We start from the raw sequence: 16,562 nt of genomic DNA, 5'->3' as shown, positions 1-16,562 counted from the left end.
CCCGATCCCATCCCGAACTCGGAAGTGAAACGCAGCTGCGCCGATGGTAGTGTGGCATTGCCCATGCAAGAGTAGGTCACCGCCAGGGGCTTTTTTCCTTAAAACGCCTTCCCATCCGGGAAGGCGTTTTGCTTTGCGGCGATGCTGAGTTTTGCCTGTTATGCCCGCGAACGCGAAAGCGGCTTTTGCATCGAGGAAGCCGGTCAATACATTGACCAGTCGTACACCATACGTCTGTGCTCAGTCGGCAAATTCGACCTGATAACCGCGGCGCCTGAACATTTCGGCCAGATCCAGTTCGCCATACAACTCGCCCGCCTCGGCATGCGAAATCGTGTACCGGATGGTAGGCGGCTGGATGCTTGCCAGCTTTCGCAGCTTGGAGTGATGACCGAAGATGCTCAACGCATCCATGCCGTGATGGACCGCTCCGGCGTGCTCGATGGCAAACCGCGCGGCAATATCCAGCGGCGCAAAGCGCAAGCCCTTGGCTTCCAGTGCACTACGAAGCACGCCGGACAGCTGCACATCCTCCAGCAACACGTCGTTGTGCCAATACATCCGCAATGGATCGTCCGAGATCAGGTCTGGCGGGGGAATCGACACGCGTATGTCCGGATGTTCAACCAGGGCGCGCATCAGGCGTTGGCTGCGCAGGCTGAAACCGCCGTTGAGCACCGGAGTGACGGTGTAGCCCGGTCGGCCCATGTCCTCGCACCAGGCGAATTGCCGGACCCAGCGTGCGCCGTCAGGCGCGTCGACGTGCGCCAGGTGGATGGGCGCGCCGACATAGTCGTATTGCAAATAATCGTCGTGCCAGTTGTCGGTACTGAGCACCCAGCCATCGTCCTGCACGATCAGCGCGAATTCCGTTTCCACCACGCGCCACAGTGCGAACAGCATGAACCAGCTGTATTCGTGGTAGTTCATCGCCTGGATCGCGCGCCATTCGATCGATGCAGGAAGATCCGCCGGTGCCAATGGGCTGCATAGCAATGCGCGCGCGCCCGGCATCTGCTGCTGGCACCAGGCAAGGGAACGTACCGCGCCGGTGGCGTCCGGAAGGCCGCTAACGGAAACGATGGTGATCCTTTCGAACGCGGCCGAACTCATCGTATAGCGGCTTTCCCATGGCTGCTCTGCATTCCGGCCGCCATGTTAGTACATACCGATGACCTGCAATGCCTGCTGCATCATCCCCCGAACGACTGCTGCAGCCACTCCGGTACCGGGATGCCTTTCTCGCGCAGGAACGGCGGATTGAACAGCTTGGCCTGGTAACGCGTACCCGCATCGGCCAATACCGTGACGATGGTATGCCCCGGCCCGAGCGCTTTCGCCAGGCGAATCGCGCCGGCCAGGTTGACGCCGCTGGAACCCCCGACGCACCAACCTTCCTCATGCAGCAATTGATGCAACAGCGGTACGGATTCCTGATCCGGAATCGACCAGGCCATGTCGATGGGCGCATCCTGGAAATTCGCCGTGATGCGGCTGGAACCGATCCCCTCGCTGATCGAACCGCCTTCGGCGATCAGCTCGCCATGATTGATGTAGTTGGCCAGCGCCGAGCCGCCAGGATCGGACAGTGCGATCGTCACCCCTGGCTTGCGCGCCTTCAGTGCCCGACCCACGCCGGCAAGCGTGCCGCCGGTGCCCGCCGAGCAGACGAAACCATCGATCCGTCCTGCCGTCTGCTCCCAGATCTCCACGGCAGTGGTCGATTCGTGCCAGTCGCGATTGGCGGTGTTGTCGAATTGGTTGCCGAACCACGCGCGGCCGGGCGCCTGCTCGTTCAAGCTTTCGCAATAGGCGCGGGCGATATGGACGTAATGTTTGGGATCCTTGAAGGGCGCCGCTGGAACCAGCCGGATTTCCGCGCCGGCCACCCGCAAGGCATCGATTTTTTCGCGGCTTTGCGTATCGGGCATGAAGATCACCGTCCGGTAGCCGCGGCTCGTGCCAATCAGGGCCATGCCGATGCCGGTATTCCCGGCGGTGCCTTCCACGATCGTGCCGCCCGGCCTTAGCAGGCCCTTCCACTCGGCGTCCAGGATCAGCCCCAGGGCCGTCCGGTCCTTGATCGAGCCGCCCGGGTTAAGGAATTCGGCCTTGCCCAGCACTTGGCAGCCGGTCAGCTCCGAAATATGGCGAAGGTGCAGCAAAGGCGTATGGCCGACGGCTGAGGACAAATCGGGTCTGATGGTCATGGTTTTCGCTGACGCCCCGCGGTGGAAGGCCTGAGGATACCTCGACCTCACCGGCCTGCCACCCGCTCGCCCCGGGCCATATTGCCGACATATGGTCATTTCCCATATGGCTCAAATACGCGGTTCTTTAGAGCTGTTTTTACGTTTAGACGTCTATACGTCCATTGACGCTCAAAAATGCCGTCTGTATAGTCGATTCCACTCATCGAGACCGGCTGAGGGACAGGCCCTTTGAAGCCGGGGCAACCTGCAGGAGCAATCCTGTAACGGTGCTAACTCCTGCGGGGCGCTTCGGCGCCGACCGAGAGATGGGGTGTCGTCAAACCATGCGATGCATGGTGTATCCGGCGACAACTCTTCAAAAGGTTCTCCGCAGGGCGATGTAAACGGAGAACCCAAGATGCCCCAGCTCGCCAATTCCTCCCTTGAAGATCGCCCCACTGCCGTGGTCGTGTCCTTGCATTCGCGTAGCACGCTGACCGGGCAGCGCAGCTCCCGCCGCCTCGCCTTGCAGCCGAAATACGGCCATGGCATCAGCCATGTGGACGTGCGTTATCAGTGGACGGGTGCGGCGGATGCGCCGACGGTCATCGTGCAAGGTGGCATCTCTGCGGATCGCCATGTGGCCGGCATCGACCAGGACCAGCCGGGCTGGTGGTCGGAGCTGGTGGGACACGGCCAGGCGATCGACCTGGCGCATTGCCGCGTGCTCAGCATCGACTGGCTGACGCCGGCCGATTTCGAGCACAGCCCGCGCGCGATCTCCAGCGAAGACCAGGCCGATGCCTTGGCCGCCCTGGTCGATGCGCTCGGCATTGGCCGCGTCGCTGCTTTCATTGGTTCTTCCTATGGCGCAATGACCGCGCTTGCCTTTGCCGCCCGCCACCCGGACAAACTGGAGAAGCTGGTTTTGCTGGCCGGCGCGCATCGCGCCCATCCGATGGCTACCGCGCAGCGCGCGATCCAGCGGCAGATCCTGCGTCTTGGCCAGGCCTCCGGCCAGATCGACGAAGCGCTTTCGCTCGCTCGCCAACTGGCCATGACGACTTATCGCGGCAGCGAGGAGTTCGCGCGCCGCTTCGATGGAACGCCGGACTATCGCGACGGCCGTTTCCATTTCCCGGTCGAGGATTACCTGGAACACGCGGGCCGCCGTTTCGTCGAGCGTTTCGATCTGAACCGGTTTCTTGCGCTGTCCGAGTCGATCGATTTGCACGACATTTCGCCCGAAGCCGTGACCACGCCCGCCACCCTGATCGGCTTTCCTTCTGACCGCCTGGTGCCACTGGCCGACCTGTGCGAACTGCAGCGCCGCCTGCGTGGATCGGCTACGCTGGAAGTCGTCGATTCGCCATACGGTCATGACGCCTTCCTGAAAGAAACCAACAAACTGGCGCCGCTGCTGCGCCAGGCCGTCCCCAGCCGTTGTGGAGCTTGACTATGTGCGCCGATATCACCAAGGAAGCCACTGCCAGCACGCGCGCCGTACGTGCCGGAATCGAATCGGACACGCAGCACGGCGCGGTGGTGCCGGCGTTGCATCTCTCTACCAACTACAGCTTCACCGGCCTAGGCGGCAAGCGCGCCTATGACTATTCGCGCAGCGGCAACCCTACGCGTGATCTGCTCGGCAATGCGTTAGCCGAGCTGGAGCAGGGCGCCAGTGCCGTCGTAACGGCCAGCGGCATGGCCGCGGTGGCTCTCGCACTGGAACTGGTTCCTGCGGGAGCCACCGTACTCGCCGCGCACGATTGCTACGGCGGCACTTGGCGTTTGCTCGATGCCTGGGCGAAGAAAGGTCGCTTCAGCGTGCGCTTCGTCGATCTCACCGACAACCACGCGCTTGCCGAAGGCCTGGCGCTGAAGCCTGCGCTGGTGTGGGTGGAAACCCCATCGAACCCGCTGTTGCGCATTACCGACATCCGCCATGTCGCGCACGCCGCGCATGCTGTCGGCGCGCTGGTGGTGGTGGACAACACCTTCCTGTCGCCCGCGCTGCAACAGCCGCTTGCGCTGGGTGCGGACATCGTGGTGCATTCGACCACCAAGTACATCAACGGGCATAGCGATGTGGTTGGCGGCGCCGTCGTTGCGCGCGATGCGGCCGTTGCCGAACAGCTGAGGTGGTGGGGCAATTGCAACGGCCTTACCGGCGCGCCGTTCGATAGTTTTCTCACCTTGCGCGGCCTGCGCACACTCGGCGTGCGTCTGCGCCAGCACCAGGAAAACGCGGAACGTATCGCCACCTATCTGGACCAGCACGATGCTGTGCGCCATGTGTATTACCCGGGTCTGGAACACCATGCCGGCCACGCGCTGGCTGCGCGGCAGCAACAAGGCTTCGGCGGCATGCTGAGTTTCGAATTGCATGGCGATGTTCCGCAGATCGAAGCCTTCGTGGATGGCCTGCATTTCTTCTCACTGGCCGAATCGCTCGGCGGCGTGGAAAGCCTGGTTGCGCATCCTGCCTCGATGACGCATGCCGCGATGGCGCCCGAAGCGCGTCGCTCTGCCGGCATTGCAGATACGCTGCTGCGGCTGTCGATCGGCATCGAAGATGGCGATGACTTGCTGCGCGATCTGGATGCGGGGCTGCAGCGTGCACTAGCGGTGACTGAAAACGCTTCGAAACGCCGGGTGATTGCATGAGTGCGGTGCTGGCCGAGGCGTCTGTTCCCAAAAACATGCCGGTCGTGCCACAGGAAGCCGCGCTGGTACTGCTCGGCACCGGCGTGGTGGGCGGCGCGTTTCTGAAGCTGCTATGCACGCCGGTCGCAAAACGCCTGCATCTGGTTGGCGCAGCTAATTCGCGCAAGCAGCAGACGGAGGCGGCCCAATTGGCAGCACGCGATCTGCGCGAGCGCCTGAAACGCGAAGGTTCGGCACGCGACGATGCAGCGCTACTGTCTGCACTCGATGCGCATCCCGCACCGTTGAAAGTCATCGTCGATGCGACCGCATCCGGCGAACTGGCTTCGCGTCATGCCGATTGGTTGGCGCGTGGCTATCACGTGGTCACGGCGAACAAATCGCTGGCCGGCGGGCATCTTTCCGGGTGGCGCGCCTTGCAGGCCGCGCGTGCGGCAGGTGGTCGCTACGGCGATTCGGCCACTGTCGGCGCGGGCTTGCCGGTGCTTTCCACGCTGCGTCGCCTGTGCGATTGCGGCGATGCGCTGTTGACACTGGAAGGCGTGTTCTCCGGTTCGCTGTCTTATCTGTTCAACACGTACGATGGCAGCCGTCCGTTCTCCGAGTTGCTGCGCGAAGCGCGCAAGCTCGGTTACACGGAGCCGGACCCGCGCGCCGATCTTTCCGGTGAAGATGTAGCGCGCAAGCTGCTGATCCTCGCCCGCAACGCGGGCTTCGCCCTGGGCCATGACGAGGTCGTGGTGGAAAGCCTGGTACCCGAAAGCTTGCGCGATCTTTCCACCGAAGCCTTCCTGGAACGCCTGGAAGAATTGGACGGGCCGCTGGCAGCGCTACATGAAGCGGCGCATTCGCGCGGCCAGGCGCTGCGTTTCCTGGCGCGCTTGAATCAACGTGGACGCGCACGCGTGGGTATCACTGAAGTGCCAGTTACTCATCCCGCCGCGCGCCTGTATGGCACGGACAATCAGTTCGCCTTGACCACCACGCGTTATCACACGCAACCGCTGGTGATCCAAGGGCCGGGTGCAGGCCCGGAGGTCACCGCCCAAGCGTTGTTGGGCGATATTCTGGCGTTGTAGGCTGGGGTGCAACCCCAGCATTGCCATCTACATGCATCGCGACGTTGGTTGGGGTTTGCACCCCAACCTATATTCTTTCGCGCATCAACCTCGCACGATGCGTTCGGCGGTGTCTTCATCCGGCGGCACCAGTGGCAGGTCCGGATGCACATGCGCTTCGCCGCGCGCAGCTTCCACTGCAGGCGTGCGCCAACCGGACTTCACGCCCCACAGGTAGAACACCAAGCCGATGACCGCAACGACGATCAGATCGGTGCCGTAAGAAAGATAACCGTGCCCACCGAACGTGGTGCTGCCAGCCCACGACACGAACGCTACTACCGGCAGATAGACGATCAGCCACCAAGCGCCCTTCAAGTGCCGGCCGAAATCGTGCCAGCCGGATTTCGCCTGGTAATACAGGTACACCGGCAACGCCACCACCATCAGCAGAATGATCTCGCCGGTCAGCGGCCACTTCGCCCAGTACAGCAGCTCCGTCGCCATGACGAAGGCGACGCCAGCCAGCACCGGCAAGCCTGCCACGCGCAGGGGGCGGTGCAATTCCGTGGCGGTGCGGCGCAACGTCATCACGCTCACCGGCCCAGTGAGATAGGAAATGATCGTCGCCACCGAAATCACCGCCGCCAGCGTGCCCCAGCCGCGGAAGAAGAACAGGAACAGGAACGACACCACCAGGTTGAACCACATCGCCGGACGCGGGATGCCCCATTTCGGATGCACGTGGCCGAAGATCTTCGGCAGCGTGCCATTGCGCTCCATGCCGTAGATCATGCGCGCGGTGGTGGCGGTATAGGTCATGCCGGTGCCGCTCGGGCTGATGAAGGCGTCCACATACAGCAGCATCGCCAGCCAATGCAGATTGACGATGATCGCCAGCTCCGCGAACGGCGAGCGGAAATTGATGCCGTGCCAGCCCGCCTTGGCGAGCAGATCCTGCGGCACCGCGCCGAGATAGGCCACTTGCAGGATCACGTAGATCACGGTCGCCAGCAGGATCGAGCCGACCACCGCAAACGGAATGCTGCGCCCCGGATTGCGCGCCTCGCCGGCCAGGTTCACCGGACTCTGGAAACCATTGAAGCTGAAGACGATGCCCGCGGTGGCGACTGCGGTGAGCACTGCGGCGAAATCGATCGCATGACCGCCGCCATGGATGCCGACCGAGAAATTTTCAGGATGAAAACCGCTGGCGATCAGCGCCAGGCCGGTCGCCGCCGGCACCACCAGCTTGAACACGGTGATCGCCGTGTTGGAGTGCGCGAACAGCTTCACGCTCCAGAAGTTGAGCAGGAAGTAGATGATCACCAGCACCGCCGCGATGTACAGGCCGGTGTGGCTCAATTCACCCACGCCATCGGTCACGTGATACAGATCCTGCGCCCAAGCCCACGGCCAAGACGCCATGTACTGCACCGAAGCTTCTGCTTCCACCGGAATCACCGACACGATCGCGATCCAGTTCGCCCATGCGGCGATAAAGCCGACCAGCGAGCCGTGCGAATAATGGCCGTAGCGCACCATGCCGCCGGATTCGGGAAACATCGCACCCAGTTCCGCATAGGTCAGCGCAATGGTCATGATGATCGCCGCGCCCAGCACCCATGCCCAGATGGCGCCGGGGCCGGCCAGGCCGGCCGCCTTCCACGCACCGAACAGCCAGCCCGAGCCGATGATCGAACCCAGGCCGGTAAGCATCAGGGCGAACGGCCCTACGTCGCGGCGGATCGCGTTGGAAGAAGACATCGAGTACTCCCTTGAAGCCATACGAGCACCCGCCGTGCGGGCGACACAATCCGGCGATGATGACAGACCGGCATATGCAGTGTCAGCCCGTGCCGAGGCCGGTCGCTGGTATCGGAAGGCACTGGCCGGCCAGTCGGCGAAAGGGATGGCGTGTTATATCTTTTCATCTCGAATAAGAGATATATACTTGCCCGAGTAACGCAAGGACCCAAGCCATGCCGGCCATCAGCTTTGAATTCTTCCCGCCCAAAACCGACGAACAGCGCGCCCAGCTCGACAAGGCGGCGAAAGAGCTGAAGGCGCTCAAGCCCGAGTACGTCTCGGTGACGTTCGGCGCCGGCGGCTCCACCCTGAGCTATACCAGCGAAACAGTAGCGCGCTTGCATCAGCAGCACGGCCTGGACGTGGCGCCGCATCTTTCATGCATGGGCGGCACGCGCAAGGAAATCGCCGAACTGCTCGATGCGTATCGCGCCGCCGGCTACCGGCGCATCGTGGCGCTGCGCGGCGACCTGCCTTCGGGCATGGCCACGCCGGGCGATTTCCGTTACGCCGCCGAGCTGGTGCGGTTCATCCGCGAATACAGCGGCGATCACTTTCATATCGAAGTGGCGGCATATCCGGAAATGCACCCGCAATCGGAAGACGTGCAGGCCGACTTGCGGCATTTCAAAAGCAAGGTCGATGCGGGCGCCAATGGCGCGATCACGCAGTACTTCTTCAATGCCGATGCCTATTTCCGTTTCGTCGATGACGTGCGCCGCATGGGCGTCAGCGTACCGATCGTGCCGGGCATCATGCCGATCTCCAATTACGCCCAGCTCAAGCGTTTTTCCGATGCGTGCGGTGCGGAGATTCCGCGCTGGATCGCCAAGCGCATGCAGGCCTATTACGACGACGTGGACTCGATCCGCGCGATGGGTGCGGAAGTGGTGGCGCAGCTGTGCCGTCGACTGCTGGAAGGCGGCGCGCCGGCCTTGCATTTCTACACGCTGAACCGTGCGAAAGCGACGCGCGCGGTGCTTGATCAACTGCACTGATGCATCGCGCGCACCGGGCTATGCTTGGCCGATGCGTGTCCTCTGCCTGCTGCTGTTACTGTTGTTGTTGCCGGTCTGCGCCAGCGCGCAGGGCATCCATCGTTGCATGGGTACGAACGGCATTCCGGTCTTCACCGATCGCAATTGTTCCGATGTGAATGCCACGCCTGTTCTGCCGGCGCCGGCGCCCGCAATGAGTACACCTGCGCCAGCGGAAACCTCAAAGCCGCCTGCGGTGACATGCGCGGCGGATCTGAAGCAGCTCAAACAAGCGGTGATCGATGCGTTCGCCGAGCGCAATCCCAATCGCCTTGCCGGTGTGACGCTGTGGAACGGCGATGGAAAGGACGAAGTGGTGGCCGGCATTCGTTACTTCACCCGGCTGATGTCGCGCCCGCTGATCGACGTCAAAAGTGCATCAGCCGCCGGCGATGGCGAGGACGCATCCTCGCTTTCGCTATCGACGTCGCCGAGTCCGGCGCCTGCACATGGCGAAACACTGCTGGTACGGACCGAATCGGACGATGGCAGCGGCGCCAGCACGCAAACGCGTTTCGACGTAGTGCATCGTTCCGGATGCGTGTGGCTGCAGCCGCGAAGCTAAGGATGCCCTGATCTATTCCACGCACCCGTCACCGCATACAGTGCGGCCCCAACGTATTGAATTTATATGCGGGGGGGGTGACCTCCAGAAGGCCCGCAGGCTGTGCGGCTTTGAGGAGCGAGGAACAGACGGCCAGTCTGCCCTGCGTCGCGCAACACATCCTGCGAGCTTTCTGAAGGTCATGCTGGGTGCGTGGAATAGATCAGAGCATCCCTAACGCCATTCCCGACGAAAGGTGTCGAAAGCTTCGGCCCGTTATCATGGGCGGTCCCCAACGGAGATTGCCCCATGGCCCAGCAGTACCCCGAATGGATCTGGCAGAACGGCGACATCAAGCCGTGGAAAGACGCCACCGCGCACGTGATGTCGCACGCCCTGCATTACGGCTCGTCCGTGTTCGAGGGCATCCGCAGCTATGTCACGCCGGAAGGCGCGGCGATCTTCCGTCTCACCGATCATTTGAAGCGCCTGTACCTCTCGGCCAAGATCTATGACATGGTGCTGCCGTATTCGCAGGACGAACTGGCGGCGGCGTGCCGCGAAGTGATCCGCAAGAACGGCTTTTCCGCCGCCTACCTGCGCCCGGTGGCGTATCGCGGCCTGGGTGGCTTCGGGCTTTCTGCCGAAACGCCGATCGACGTCGCCGTGGCGAGCTGGCCGATGGGTCCGTACCTGGGGCCGGAAGCGCTGGAAGTAGGCATCACCGCCTGCGTGTCGAGCTGGCAGCGTTTCGCGCCGAACACCATTCCCGCTGGCGCCAAGGCCGGCGGCAATTATCTTTCCGGCCAGTTGGTTGCACGCGAGGCGCGCCGTCTGGGCTTTGGCGAAGGCATCGCGCTGGCCGCCAGCGGCTTGCTCAGCGAGGGCGCGGGCGAAAACCTGTTCCTGGTGTTCGATGGCGTGCTGCATACCACGCCGGCCAGTTCCTCCATCCTCGCCGGCATCACCCGCGACACCATCAAGGTGCTGGCGCGCGAGGACGGCATCGAGGTGGTGGAGCGCGACATCCCGCGCGAATACCTGTACCTGGCCGACGAAGTGCTGATGTGCGGCACCGCCGCCGAAATCACCCCGATCCGCGAGATCGACGGCAAGCAGGTCGGCAGCGGCAAGGCCGGGCGCGTCACCCGCCGGCTGCAGGAGCTTTATTTCGGGCTGTTCAACGGCAAGACCCAGGACAAGTGGGGCTGGCTGGAGCCGGTCTGAGGCCTGTAGGTTGGGGTGCAAACCCCAACATCGTCCATCTGCACATGTATTACGACGTTGGGGTTTGTACCCCAACCTACGAGCTGAGCAGGAGCGGGGCTAGGCCACTTCATTTTCACCCAAAAAGGTGAAAAGATGTAGCCCATGACCCTCCAGCTCACCAGCCGCCAGCTCAACATCCTCGCCTTCATCCGCGAGCGGCTGGAGCAGGGCGGGGAGGCGCCCACGCTGGAGGAAATCGGCCAGGCCATGGGCATCGCCAGTGTCAGCGCGGTGCTCAAGCATGTGCGCTCGCTGGAGGCGAAAGGCCGACTGGTGATTGAACCCAACCGTTCGCGCGGCATCCGGCTGGTGCGGGAGGAAGACCCCCTCGCCGCCGATACGCTGGACCTGCCCCTGATCGGGCGTATCGCCGCGGGTGAGCCGATCTTTTCCGAATCCCGCGTGGAACGCAGCCTGCGCGTGTCGCGCTGGCTGTTCCGCCTGCAGCCGGATTACCTGGTGCGGGTGATCGGCGACTCCATGCGCGACGAAGGCATCTTGGATGGCGACTTGGTCGCCGTGCATGCCACGCCCGTTGCGCGCCATGGCCAAGTGGTGGCGGCGCGCGTGGCGGGCGATCGCTTCACCATCAAGCGGCTGTACTGGAAAGGCGAGGTGATCCGCCTGTTGCCGAACAGCCCCGGCTACCAGCCGATCGATCCGGATCCCACCGAAGACTTTGCCATCGAAGGATTGTTCGCAGGTCTGGTGAGGGGTGTCTGATGGGCACGGTGGTCGCCTTGTCCAACCTGCTGGATGCCCGGCAGGTCTGGCGCGGTCGGGCGCAGCCGCCGACCGAAGGCGGGCACTCCACCGGCTGGCCGCTGCTGGATGCCGCCTTGCCGGCGCGCGGTTGGCCGGAAGCCTCGCTGACCGAAATCCTGCTGCCTGCCGATGGCATCGGTGAACTGCGCCTGCTGTTGCCGACGCTTGCACGGCTCACGCAAGGGCAGCGTCCCATCATGCTGATCGCGCCGCCGTATGCGCCATGCGCGATGGGCTGGCGGCAGCAGGGCGTGGATCTGCAGCGCGTGGACATCGTCGAGGCGGACGAAAAACACGTGCTGTGGGCGGCCGAACAATGCCTGCGATCCGGCAGTTGCGCCGCCGTACTGGCATGGCCGCAACAGGCGGACGATCGCAGCCTGCGACGCTTGCAAGTCGCTGCAGATACCGGGCGTGCCTTGGCATTCGTGTTTCGCGACAGTCGCTATCTGGCGAATGCTTCGCCGGCGGCGTTGCGTTTGGAATTCACCGCCAAACCGCAGCCATCACTATGGATACGCAAATGTCGCGGCGGTAACGCACCCGCGCAGCCCATTGACTTGCTGCGCATGTACGACTCGCCGCAGACAACTCCCTCCCCTGCGTGCAGCAGGGGAGGGCTGGGGTGGGGTGAAGCCTCCCAAGTCCACGACGAACTCCATCCTGGTCCTCTCCTGCAAGCAGGCGAGGGCATAGTGAAATTCCCCACTCTCGGCACGAGCGGGGAGTGATGGTGACGGCGCATGTTGTGGACCTGCATAAGCTTGCCGTACCTGGCACTGGATGGTGTCCTCCGCCGTCGCGACGATGACCGTCCGCTGGTGCTGGTGGATGGCCCGGCGAACGCACGCTGCGTGGTGGCGGCGAATGCATCGGCACAACGCGCAGGTTTGCATGTCGGTCAGCGCTTGAATGCCGCGCAAGCCTTGCTGGCGCAGTTCGAAGCGATTCCCTACGACCCCGCTGATGCGGATCGCTGGCAACGCTTCCTGGCGGGTGTCGCTTATCGCTACAGCTCGCAAGTGGCGCTGCTGCCGCATGCCATCGTGCTGGAAATCAGTCGCAGCCGCCGCCTTTTGGGTGACTGGCCGGCTATCGAACGCAGCCTGCGCCGCGATCTTACCGAGCTTGGTTTCCGTCATCGCATCGCCGCGGCACCTACGCCGCATGCCGCGCATGTGCTTGCCGGCGTGAGCGATGGCATGGCGGTTCTTACACAAGAAACCATGCAGCGCGCACTCGATGCCGTGCCCTTGCAGAAAAGCCATTTGCCCGAGCAGGCGGTGGATGCGCTGCCGCGCATGGGCATCCGCCAGGTGGGGCCATTGCTGCGCATGCCGCGCGATGGTTTGCAGCGGCGTTTCGGTGCGGAACTGCTGCAAGCCATCGATCGCCTGCTGGGCCGTATACCTGCGGGGCTGGATCTGTATATGCCGCCCGATACGGTGGATTGGCGCATCGAACTGTCGCACGAAGTGGAAAACATCGCCGCCCTGGTGTTTCCGTTGAAGCGCATGACCGGCGACCTCGCGGCGTATCTCTCCGGCCGCGATGGTGGCGTGCAGCGTTTTGCCTTGCGGTTGGAGCATCGCGACAACGCGGCCACCGAGGTGCCGGTCGGCATGCTTTCGCCCGAGCGCGATGCCAACGTGCTGTTCGAAGCGGCGCGCGGTCGCCTCGAGCAAATACAACTTTCCGCGCCGGTATTGTCGCTGCGCCTGATCGCCCATGACTTGCCCGGCTTCGTACCGGCCGGCCGCGACCTGTTCGACGAACGCCCCGCCAACGCGCTGCCTTTGGAGCAGTTGCGCGAACGCCTGCGCGCGCGGCTCGGTGATCGCGCCGTCTATCGCCTGGGCATCACCATCGACCCACGCCCTGAGCATTCGCAACGCATCGCCGAGCAGGATGAAGGCTTTATCGAGCCACGCGCTCGCCCCACGTGGCTGCTGGATCAGCCCATCCCTTTACGCGGTGCGCTGCGCATCCTCGCCGGTCCCGAGCGCATGGAAACCGGTTGGTGGGACGACGATACGGTGCGCCGCGACTACTACATCGTCGAAACGGAACAAGGCCAGCGCGCGTGGGTCTATTGCGCACCGGGCGAGCAGAGCGGCTGGATGCTGCACGGGTGGTTTGCATGAGCGACTACGCCGAACTGCACTGCCTGTCGGATTTCTCGTTCCAGCGCGGGGCCTCCAGCGCGCGCGAACTGTTCGAACGCGCCAACGATTGCGGCTACACCGCACTGGCGATCACCGACGAGTGCTCGCTCGCCGGCATCGTGCGCGCCTGGGAGGCATCGCGCGATAGCAAAGTGCCATTGATCGTCGGCACGGAAATCCAGCTTGAAGATGGCCCCAAGCTGGTGTTGCTGGCGGAAAACAAGCAAGGCTATGTTTCGCTGTGCCGCCTGATCACCAAGGGACGACGCGCATCCGAGAAAGGCGAATATCGCCTGCTCAGAACAGACCTCGCCGATGGGGCACCTGGCACGCTGGCGCTATGGATTCCCGTGCGCAAACCGGATCGCGAACAGGGCGCATGGGTGAAGCACATATTCGGCGATCGCGCCTGGCTGGCGGTGGAGCTGCATCGCGATGGCGATGACGATGCGCGCCTGGCCGAGCTCGAAATCCTGGGCGAATCCTTGCATCTGCCTCGCGTGGCAAGCGGCGACGTGCATATGCATATCCGCCGCTGCCTGCCGCTGCAGCACACGATGACGGCAATCCGTTATCGCAAGACCATCGCCGAGGCAGGCGATCTATTGTTCCGCAATGGCGAACGTCACTTGCGACGGCGCGCCACGCTGGAAACGATCTATCCGAAAGCGTTGCTGGACGAAAGCGTGCGTATCGCCAAGCGGTGCACGTTCGATCTGAAAAGGGATCTGCATTACCGCTATCCCGCCGAGCTGGTGCCGGAAGGCTGCACGGCCATGCAATGGCTGCGTCAGCTGGTGGCTGAAGGTTCCAGATGGCGCTGGCCGCAAGGCGTGCCGGCGGAGATCCAAACCACCATCGAGCACGAGCTGAGACTGATCGAGAAAAAGGAATACGAAGCGTTTTTCCTTACCGTGCACGACATCGTGCGTTACGCACGAAGCCAACGCATTCTCTGCCAGGGTCGCGGCTCCGCGGCCAATTCCATCGTATGTTTCGCGTTGGGCGTGACGGATGCTGACCCCGCGAAGGTGAAATTGCTGGTGGAACGTTTCATTTCGGTGGAACGCGACGAGCCGCCCGATATCGATGTCGATTTCGAACACGAACGGCGCGAAGAGGTCATCCAGTACGTCTACAACAAATACGGCCGCGAGCGTGCCGCAATTGCCGCCACGGTGATCAGCTATCGCAGCAAGAGCGCCGTGCGCGACGTGGCCAAGGCGTTGGGATTGCCCGAAGACCAGATCGAAAAACTCGGCCGCTGCTACTTCCGCCTCGGCGATGCTTCCCTGCATGACCGCCTGCGTGAGCAAGGTTTCGATCCGGATGCGCCCGTGATGCGCAAGCTTCTGTCGCTGACCGTGCAGCTGCTCGGCAAGCCACGCCATCTGAGCCAGCACGTGGGCGGCTTCGTGATCCACGACGCGCCGCTGCACGAACTGGTGCCGGTGGAAAACGCCGCCATGCCCGATCGCACCATTATCCAGTGGGACAAGGATGACCTGGACACCCTGGGTCTGCTCAAGGTCGATTGCCTGGCGCTCGGTATGCTGACCTGCCTGCGCAAATGTTTCGATCTTATGGCGAAGCATCGTCACAGAACGGTGGATATCGCGACGATCGATCCGGATGATGATGCAACGTACAAGATGATCCAGCGCGCGGACACCATCGGCGTCTTCCAAATCGAAAGCCGCGCGCAGATGGCGATGCTTCCGCGGCTCAAGCCGGCCAGTTACTACGACTTGGTGATCCAGATTGCGATCGTGCGTCCAGGACCGATCCAGGGCGACATGGTGCATCCCTACTTGCAGCGTCGGCATGGAAAAGAGGACATCACCTACCCATCCGAAGCCTTGCGCCCGGTGCTTGAGCGCACCATGGGCGTGCCGCTGTTCCAGGAGCAGGTGATGAAACTGGCCATGGTGGCCGCGGGCTATACGGGAGGCGAAGCCGATCAGTTACGCCGCGCGATGGCGGCATGGAAGCGCCACGGTGGCATGGAAAAACATCGCGACAAGCTCATCAGTGGCATGCTGAAAAACGGCTACACGGAAGCATTCGCCGAACAGATCTTCAAGCAGATACAAGGCTTCGGCAGTTATGGCTTCCCCGAAAGCCACGCCGCCAGCTTCGCCAATCTCGCCTATGCCAGCAGTTGGCTGAAATGCCACGAGCCGGGCATCTTTGCGTGCGCCTTGCTCAATGCCCAGCCAATGGGTTTTTACGGTCCCAGTCAGATCGTGCAGGATGCGCAACGCCACAAGGTTCGCGTACGTCCGGTGGATGTGCGCTACAGCGAATGGGATTGCACGCTGGAGGCCGACGAGCACAGCAAGGAAGGATTGGCCTTGCGTTTGGGCCTGCGCCTATTGCGGGGTTGCAGCGAGAAGGTCGCGCTGCGTATTTCCGATGCACGCAAGCTCGCGCCTTTCCACGACGTAGTCGATCTTTGCACACGCGCCGAACTGGACCGGCGTCATCAGGATCTGCTGGCCGATGCAGGCGCCTTGCGTGGCCTGGCCGGTCATCGCCATCGCGCGCTATGGCTCACCTCGGGCGTGGAAGCGCAACTGCCGTTGTTCGGTCGCGCCAGTCCGCGCGAGCAGGATGTCGCACTGCCGCTACCGACGACGGTCGAAAACATGACGGCCGATTACGCGCATAGTGGACTGAGTCTCGGGCCGCATCCATTGAAGCTGCTGCGCAGTCGCCTGCGCGCGGAAAAATATCTCGATTCGCGCAGCCTGCAAAAGCGGCCGCATGCATCGCAGGTGCGTACCGTCGGTCTGGTGACGCAACGCCAGCAGCCGCAGACGGCGAGCGGCGTCACCTTCATTACCCTCGAGGATGAATTCGGCAACGTAAACGTCGTGGTGTGGAGTCACATCGCGCAAACCCAGCGCCGCCCCTATCTGGAGGCGCGCCTGCTGGCGATCGAGGGGCGCTGGGAGGCTGTCGACGGCGTAAGCCACCTGATTGCGCGACGGCTGCGCGATCTCAGCCACCTGCTGGCGGATCTGGATGCGCGTTCGCGCGACTTTCATTGAGGC

At 63.1% G+C, this 16,562-nt stretch carries 12 protein-coding genes, 1 rRNA gene, 1 pseudogene and 1 riboswitch; of the genes and pseudogenes, 11 read left to right on the top strand and 3 right to left on the bottom strand.

Annotated features, from left to right (window positions below; genetic code table 11):
* Positions 1 to 88, top strand: a 5S ribosomal RNA gene (gene rrf / locus ACTHNE_RS01085); the annotation flags it as partial.
* Between the two features lie 152 nt (positions 89 to 240).
* Here rrf and ACTHNE_RS01080 read toward each other — a convergent pair.
* Both ACTHNE_RS01080 and ACTHNE_RS01075 read right to left on the bottom strand, forming a co-directional pair.
* Positions 241 to 1,113 (bottom strand): DUF5672 family protein, encoded by an 873-nt coding sequence (locus ACTHNE_RS01080; protein WP_324943352.1) that lies wholly within the window; start codon positions 1,111 to 1,113, stop codon positions 241 to 243.
* A gap of 80 nt (positions 1,114 to 1,193) precedes the next feature.
* A complete protein-coding gene (locus ACTHNE_RS01075; RefSeq protein ID WP_324943349.1) occupies positions 1,194 to 2,210 on the bottom strand; it encodes a cysteine synthase A in 1,017 nt (338 codons plus the stop codon).
* A gap of 199 nt (positions 2,211 to 2,409) precedes the next feature.
* Positions 2,410 to 2,525, top strand: a riboswitch (SAM riboswitch).
* A gap of 85 nt (positions 2,526 to 2,610) precedes the next feature.
* Here ACTHNE_RS01075 and metX point away from each other — a divergent pair.
* From metX to ACTHNE_RS01060, 3 genes are read left to right on the top strand one after another with little or no spacing between them, the layout of a single operon-like run.
* Positions 2,611 to 3,648 carry a homoserine O-succinyltransferase MetX gene (gene metX / locus ACTHNE_RS01070; RefSeq protein WP_440268347.1) on the top strand — a complete coding sequence of 346 codons (1,038 nt, stop codon included), beginning with the start codon at positions 2,611 to 2,613 and terminating at the stop codon, positions 3,646 to 3,648.
* A gap of 2 nt (positions 3,649 to 3,650) precedes the next feature.
* Complete coding sequence (gene metB / locus ACTHNE_RS01065; protein ID WP_324943343.1) at positions 3,651 to 4,859, top strand: cystathionine gamma-synthase; 1,209 nt, start codon at positions 3,651 to 3,653, stop codon at positions 4,857 to 4,859.
* Entirely contained in the window at positions 4,856 to 5,938 is a 1,083-nt protein-coding gene (locus ACTHNE_RS01060) for a homoserine dehydrogenase (protein ID WP_414649749.1), read from the top strand. Before metB ends, ACTHNE_RS01060 begins: the two co-directional genes overlap by 4 nt.
* A gap of 84 nt (positions 5,939 to 6,022) precedes the next feature.
* Here the strand turns inward: ACTHNE_RS01060 and ACTHNE_RS01055 are convergent, their stop codons facing one another.
* Positions 6,023 to 7,684: an APC family permease gene (locus ACTHNE_RS01055; protein ID WP_324943340.1), complete on the bottom strand. Its 1,662-nt coding sequence runs from the start codon at positions 7,682 to 7,684 to the stop codon at positions 6,023 to 6,025.
* Between the two features lie 215 nt (positions 7,685 to 7,899).
* On the opposite strand from ACTHNE_RS01055, the gene metF reads away from it, so the two are divergent.
* The 7 genes and pseudogenes from metF (at position 7,900) to ACTHNE_RS01020 (ending at position 16,559) form a co-directional block, all read left to right on the top strand.
* Complete coding sequence (metF, locus tag ACTHNE_RS01050; RefSeq protein WP_440268346.1) at positions 7,900 to 8,724, top strand: methylenetetrahydrofolate reductase [NAD(P)H]; 825 nt, start codon at positions 7,900 to 7,902, stop codon at positions 8,722 to 8,724.
* 31 nt (positions 8,725 to 8,755) lie between these two features.
* Entirely contained in the window at positions 8,756 to 9,328 is a 573-nt protein-coding gene (locus ACTHNE_RS01045; RefSeq protein ID WP_324943333.1) for a DUF4124 domain-containing protein, read from the top strand.
* 288 nt (positions 9,329 to 9,616) lie between these two features.
* On the top strand, positions 9,617 to 10,534 hold the full coding sequence (locus tag ACTHNE_RS01040) for a branched-chain amino acid transaminase (protein ID WP_324943330.1): 918 nt from the start codon (positions 9,617 to 9,619) through the stop codon (positions 10,532 to 10,534).
* Positions 10,535 to 10,678: 144 nt separating this feature from the next.
* Positions 10,679 to 11,299, top strand: coding sequence for a transcriptional repressor LexA (lexA, locus tag ACTHNE_RS01035; protein WP_324943327.1), 621 nt, complete (start codon positions 10,679 to 10,681; stop codon positions 11,297 to 11,299).
* Positions 11,299 to 11,910, top strand: a pseudogene (gene imuA, locus ACTHNE_RS01030) (translesion DNA synthesis-associated protein ImuA); the annotation flags it as partial. The gene lexA and the pseudogene imuA, both read left to right, overlap by 1 nt.
* Before the next feature lie 174 nt (positions 11,911 to 12,084).
* Positions 12,085 to 13,485, top strand: coding sequence for a Y-family DNA polymerase (locus tag ACTHNE_RS01025; protein WP_440268345.1), 1,401 nt, complete (start codon positions 12,085 to 12,087; stop codon positions 13,483 to 13,485).
* Complete coding sequence (locus tag ACTHNE_RS01020) at positions 13,482 to 16,559, top strand: error-prone DNA polymerase (RefSeq protein ID WP_324943321.1); 3,078 nt, start codon at positions 13,482 to 13,484, stop codon at positions 16,557 to 16,559. Before ACTHNE_RS01025 ends, ACTHNE_RS01020 begins: the two co-directional genes overlap by 4 nt.
* Positions 16,560 to 16,562 lie beyond the last annotated feature (3 nt).

It is taken from the genome of Dyella sp. (genome assembly GCF_051954575.1).
Lineage (GTDB): Bacteria > Pseudomonadota > Gammaproteobacteria > Xanthomonadales > Rhodanobacteraceae > Dyella_B.
The sequence above is the reverse complement of the archived record's forward strand: the minus strand, read 5'-3'. Positions and strand labels throughout refer to the sequence as shown.

What these genes read in the sequence shown, in the direction of transcription:
- ACTHNE_RS01040 (WP_324943330.1), top strand. Translation starts at nt 9,617, where the DNA reads ATGGCCCAGCAGTACCCCGAATGGATCTGGCAGAACGGCGACATCAAG.
- ACTHNE_RS01045 (WP_324943333.1), top strand. Translation starts at nt 8,756, where the DNA reads ATGCGTGTCCTCTGCCTGCTGCTGTTACTGTTGTTGTTGCCGGTCTGC.
- ACTHNE_RS01020 (WP_324943321.1), top strand. Translation starts at nt 13,482, where the DNA reads ATGAGCGACTACGCCGAACTGCACTGCCTGTCGGATTTCTCGTTCCAG.
- metX (WP_440268347.1), top strand. Translation starts at nt 2,611, where the DNA reads ATGCCCCAGCTCGCCAATTCCTCCCTTGAAGATCGCCCCACTGCCGTG.
- ACTHNE_RS01080 (WP_324943352.1), bottom strand. Translation starts at nt 1,113, where the DNA reads ATGAGTTCGGCCGCGTTCGAAAGGATCACCATCGTTTCCGTTAGCGGC.
- metF (WP_440268346.1), top strand. Translation starts at nt 7,900, where the DNA reads ATGCCGGCCATCAGCTTTGAATTCTTCCCGCCCAAAACCGACGAACAG.
- ACTHNE_RS01075 (WP_324943349.1), bottom strand. Translation starts at nt 2,210, where the DNA reads ATGACCATCAGACCCGATTTGTCCTCAGCCGTCGGCCATACGCCTTTG.
- metB (WP_324943343.1), top strand. Translation starts at nt 3,651, where the DNA reads ATGTGCGCCGATATCACCAAGGAAGCCACTGCCAGCACGCGCGCCGTA.
- ACTHNE_RS01060 (WP_414649749.1), top strand. Translation starts at nt 4,856, where the DNA reads ATGAGTGCGGTGCTGGCCGAGGCGTCTGTTCCCAAAAACATGCCGGTC.
- lexA (WP_324943327.1), top strand. Translation starts at nt 10,679, where the DNA reads ATGACCCTCCAGCTCACCAGCCGCCAGCTCAACATCCTCGCCTTCATC.
- ACTHNE_RS01055 (WP_324943340.1), bottom strand. Translation starts at nt 7,684, where the DNA reads ATGTCTTCTTCCAACGCGATCCGCCGCGACGTAGGGCCGTTCGCCCTG.
- ACTHNE_RS01025 (WP_440268345.1), top strand. Translation starts at nt 12,085, where the DNA reads ATGTTGTGGACCTGCATAAGCTTGCCGTACCTGGCACTGGATGGTGTC.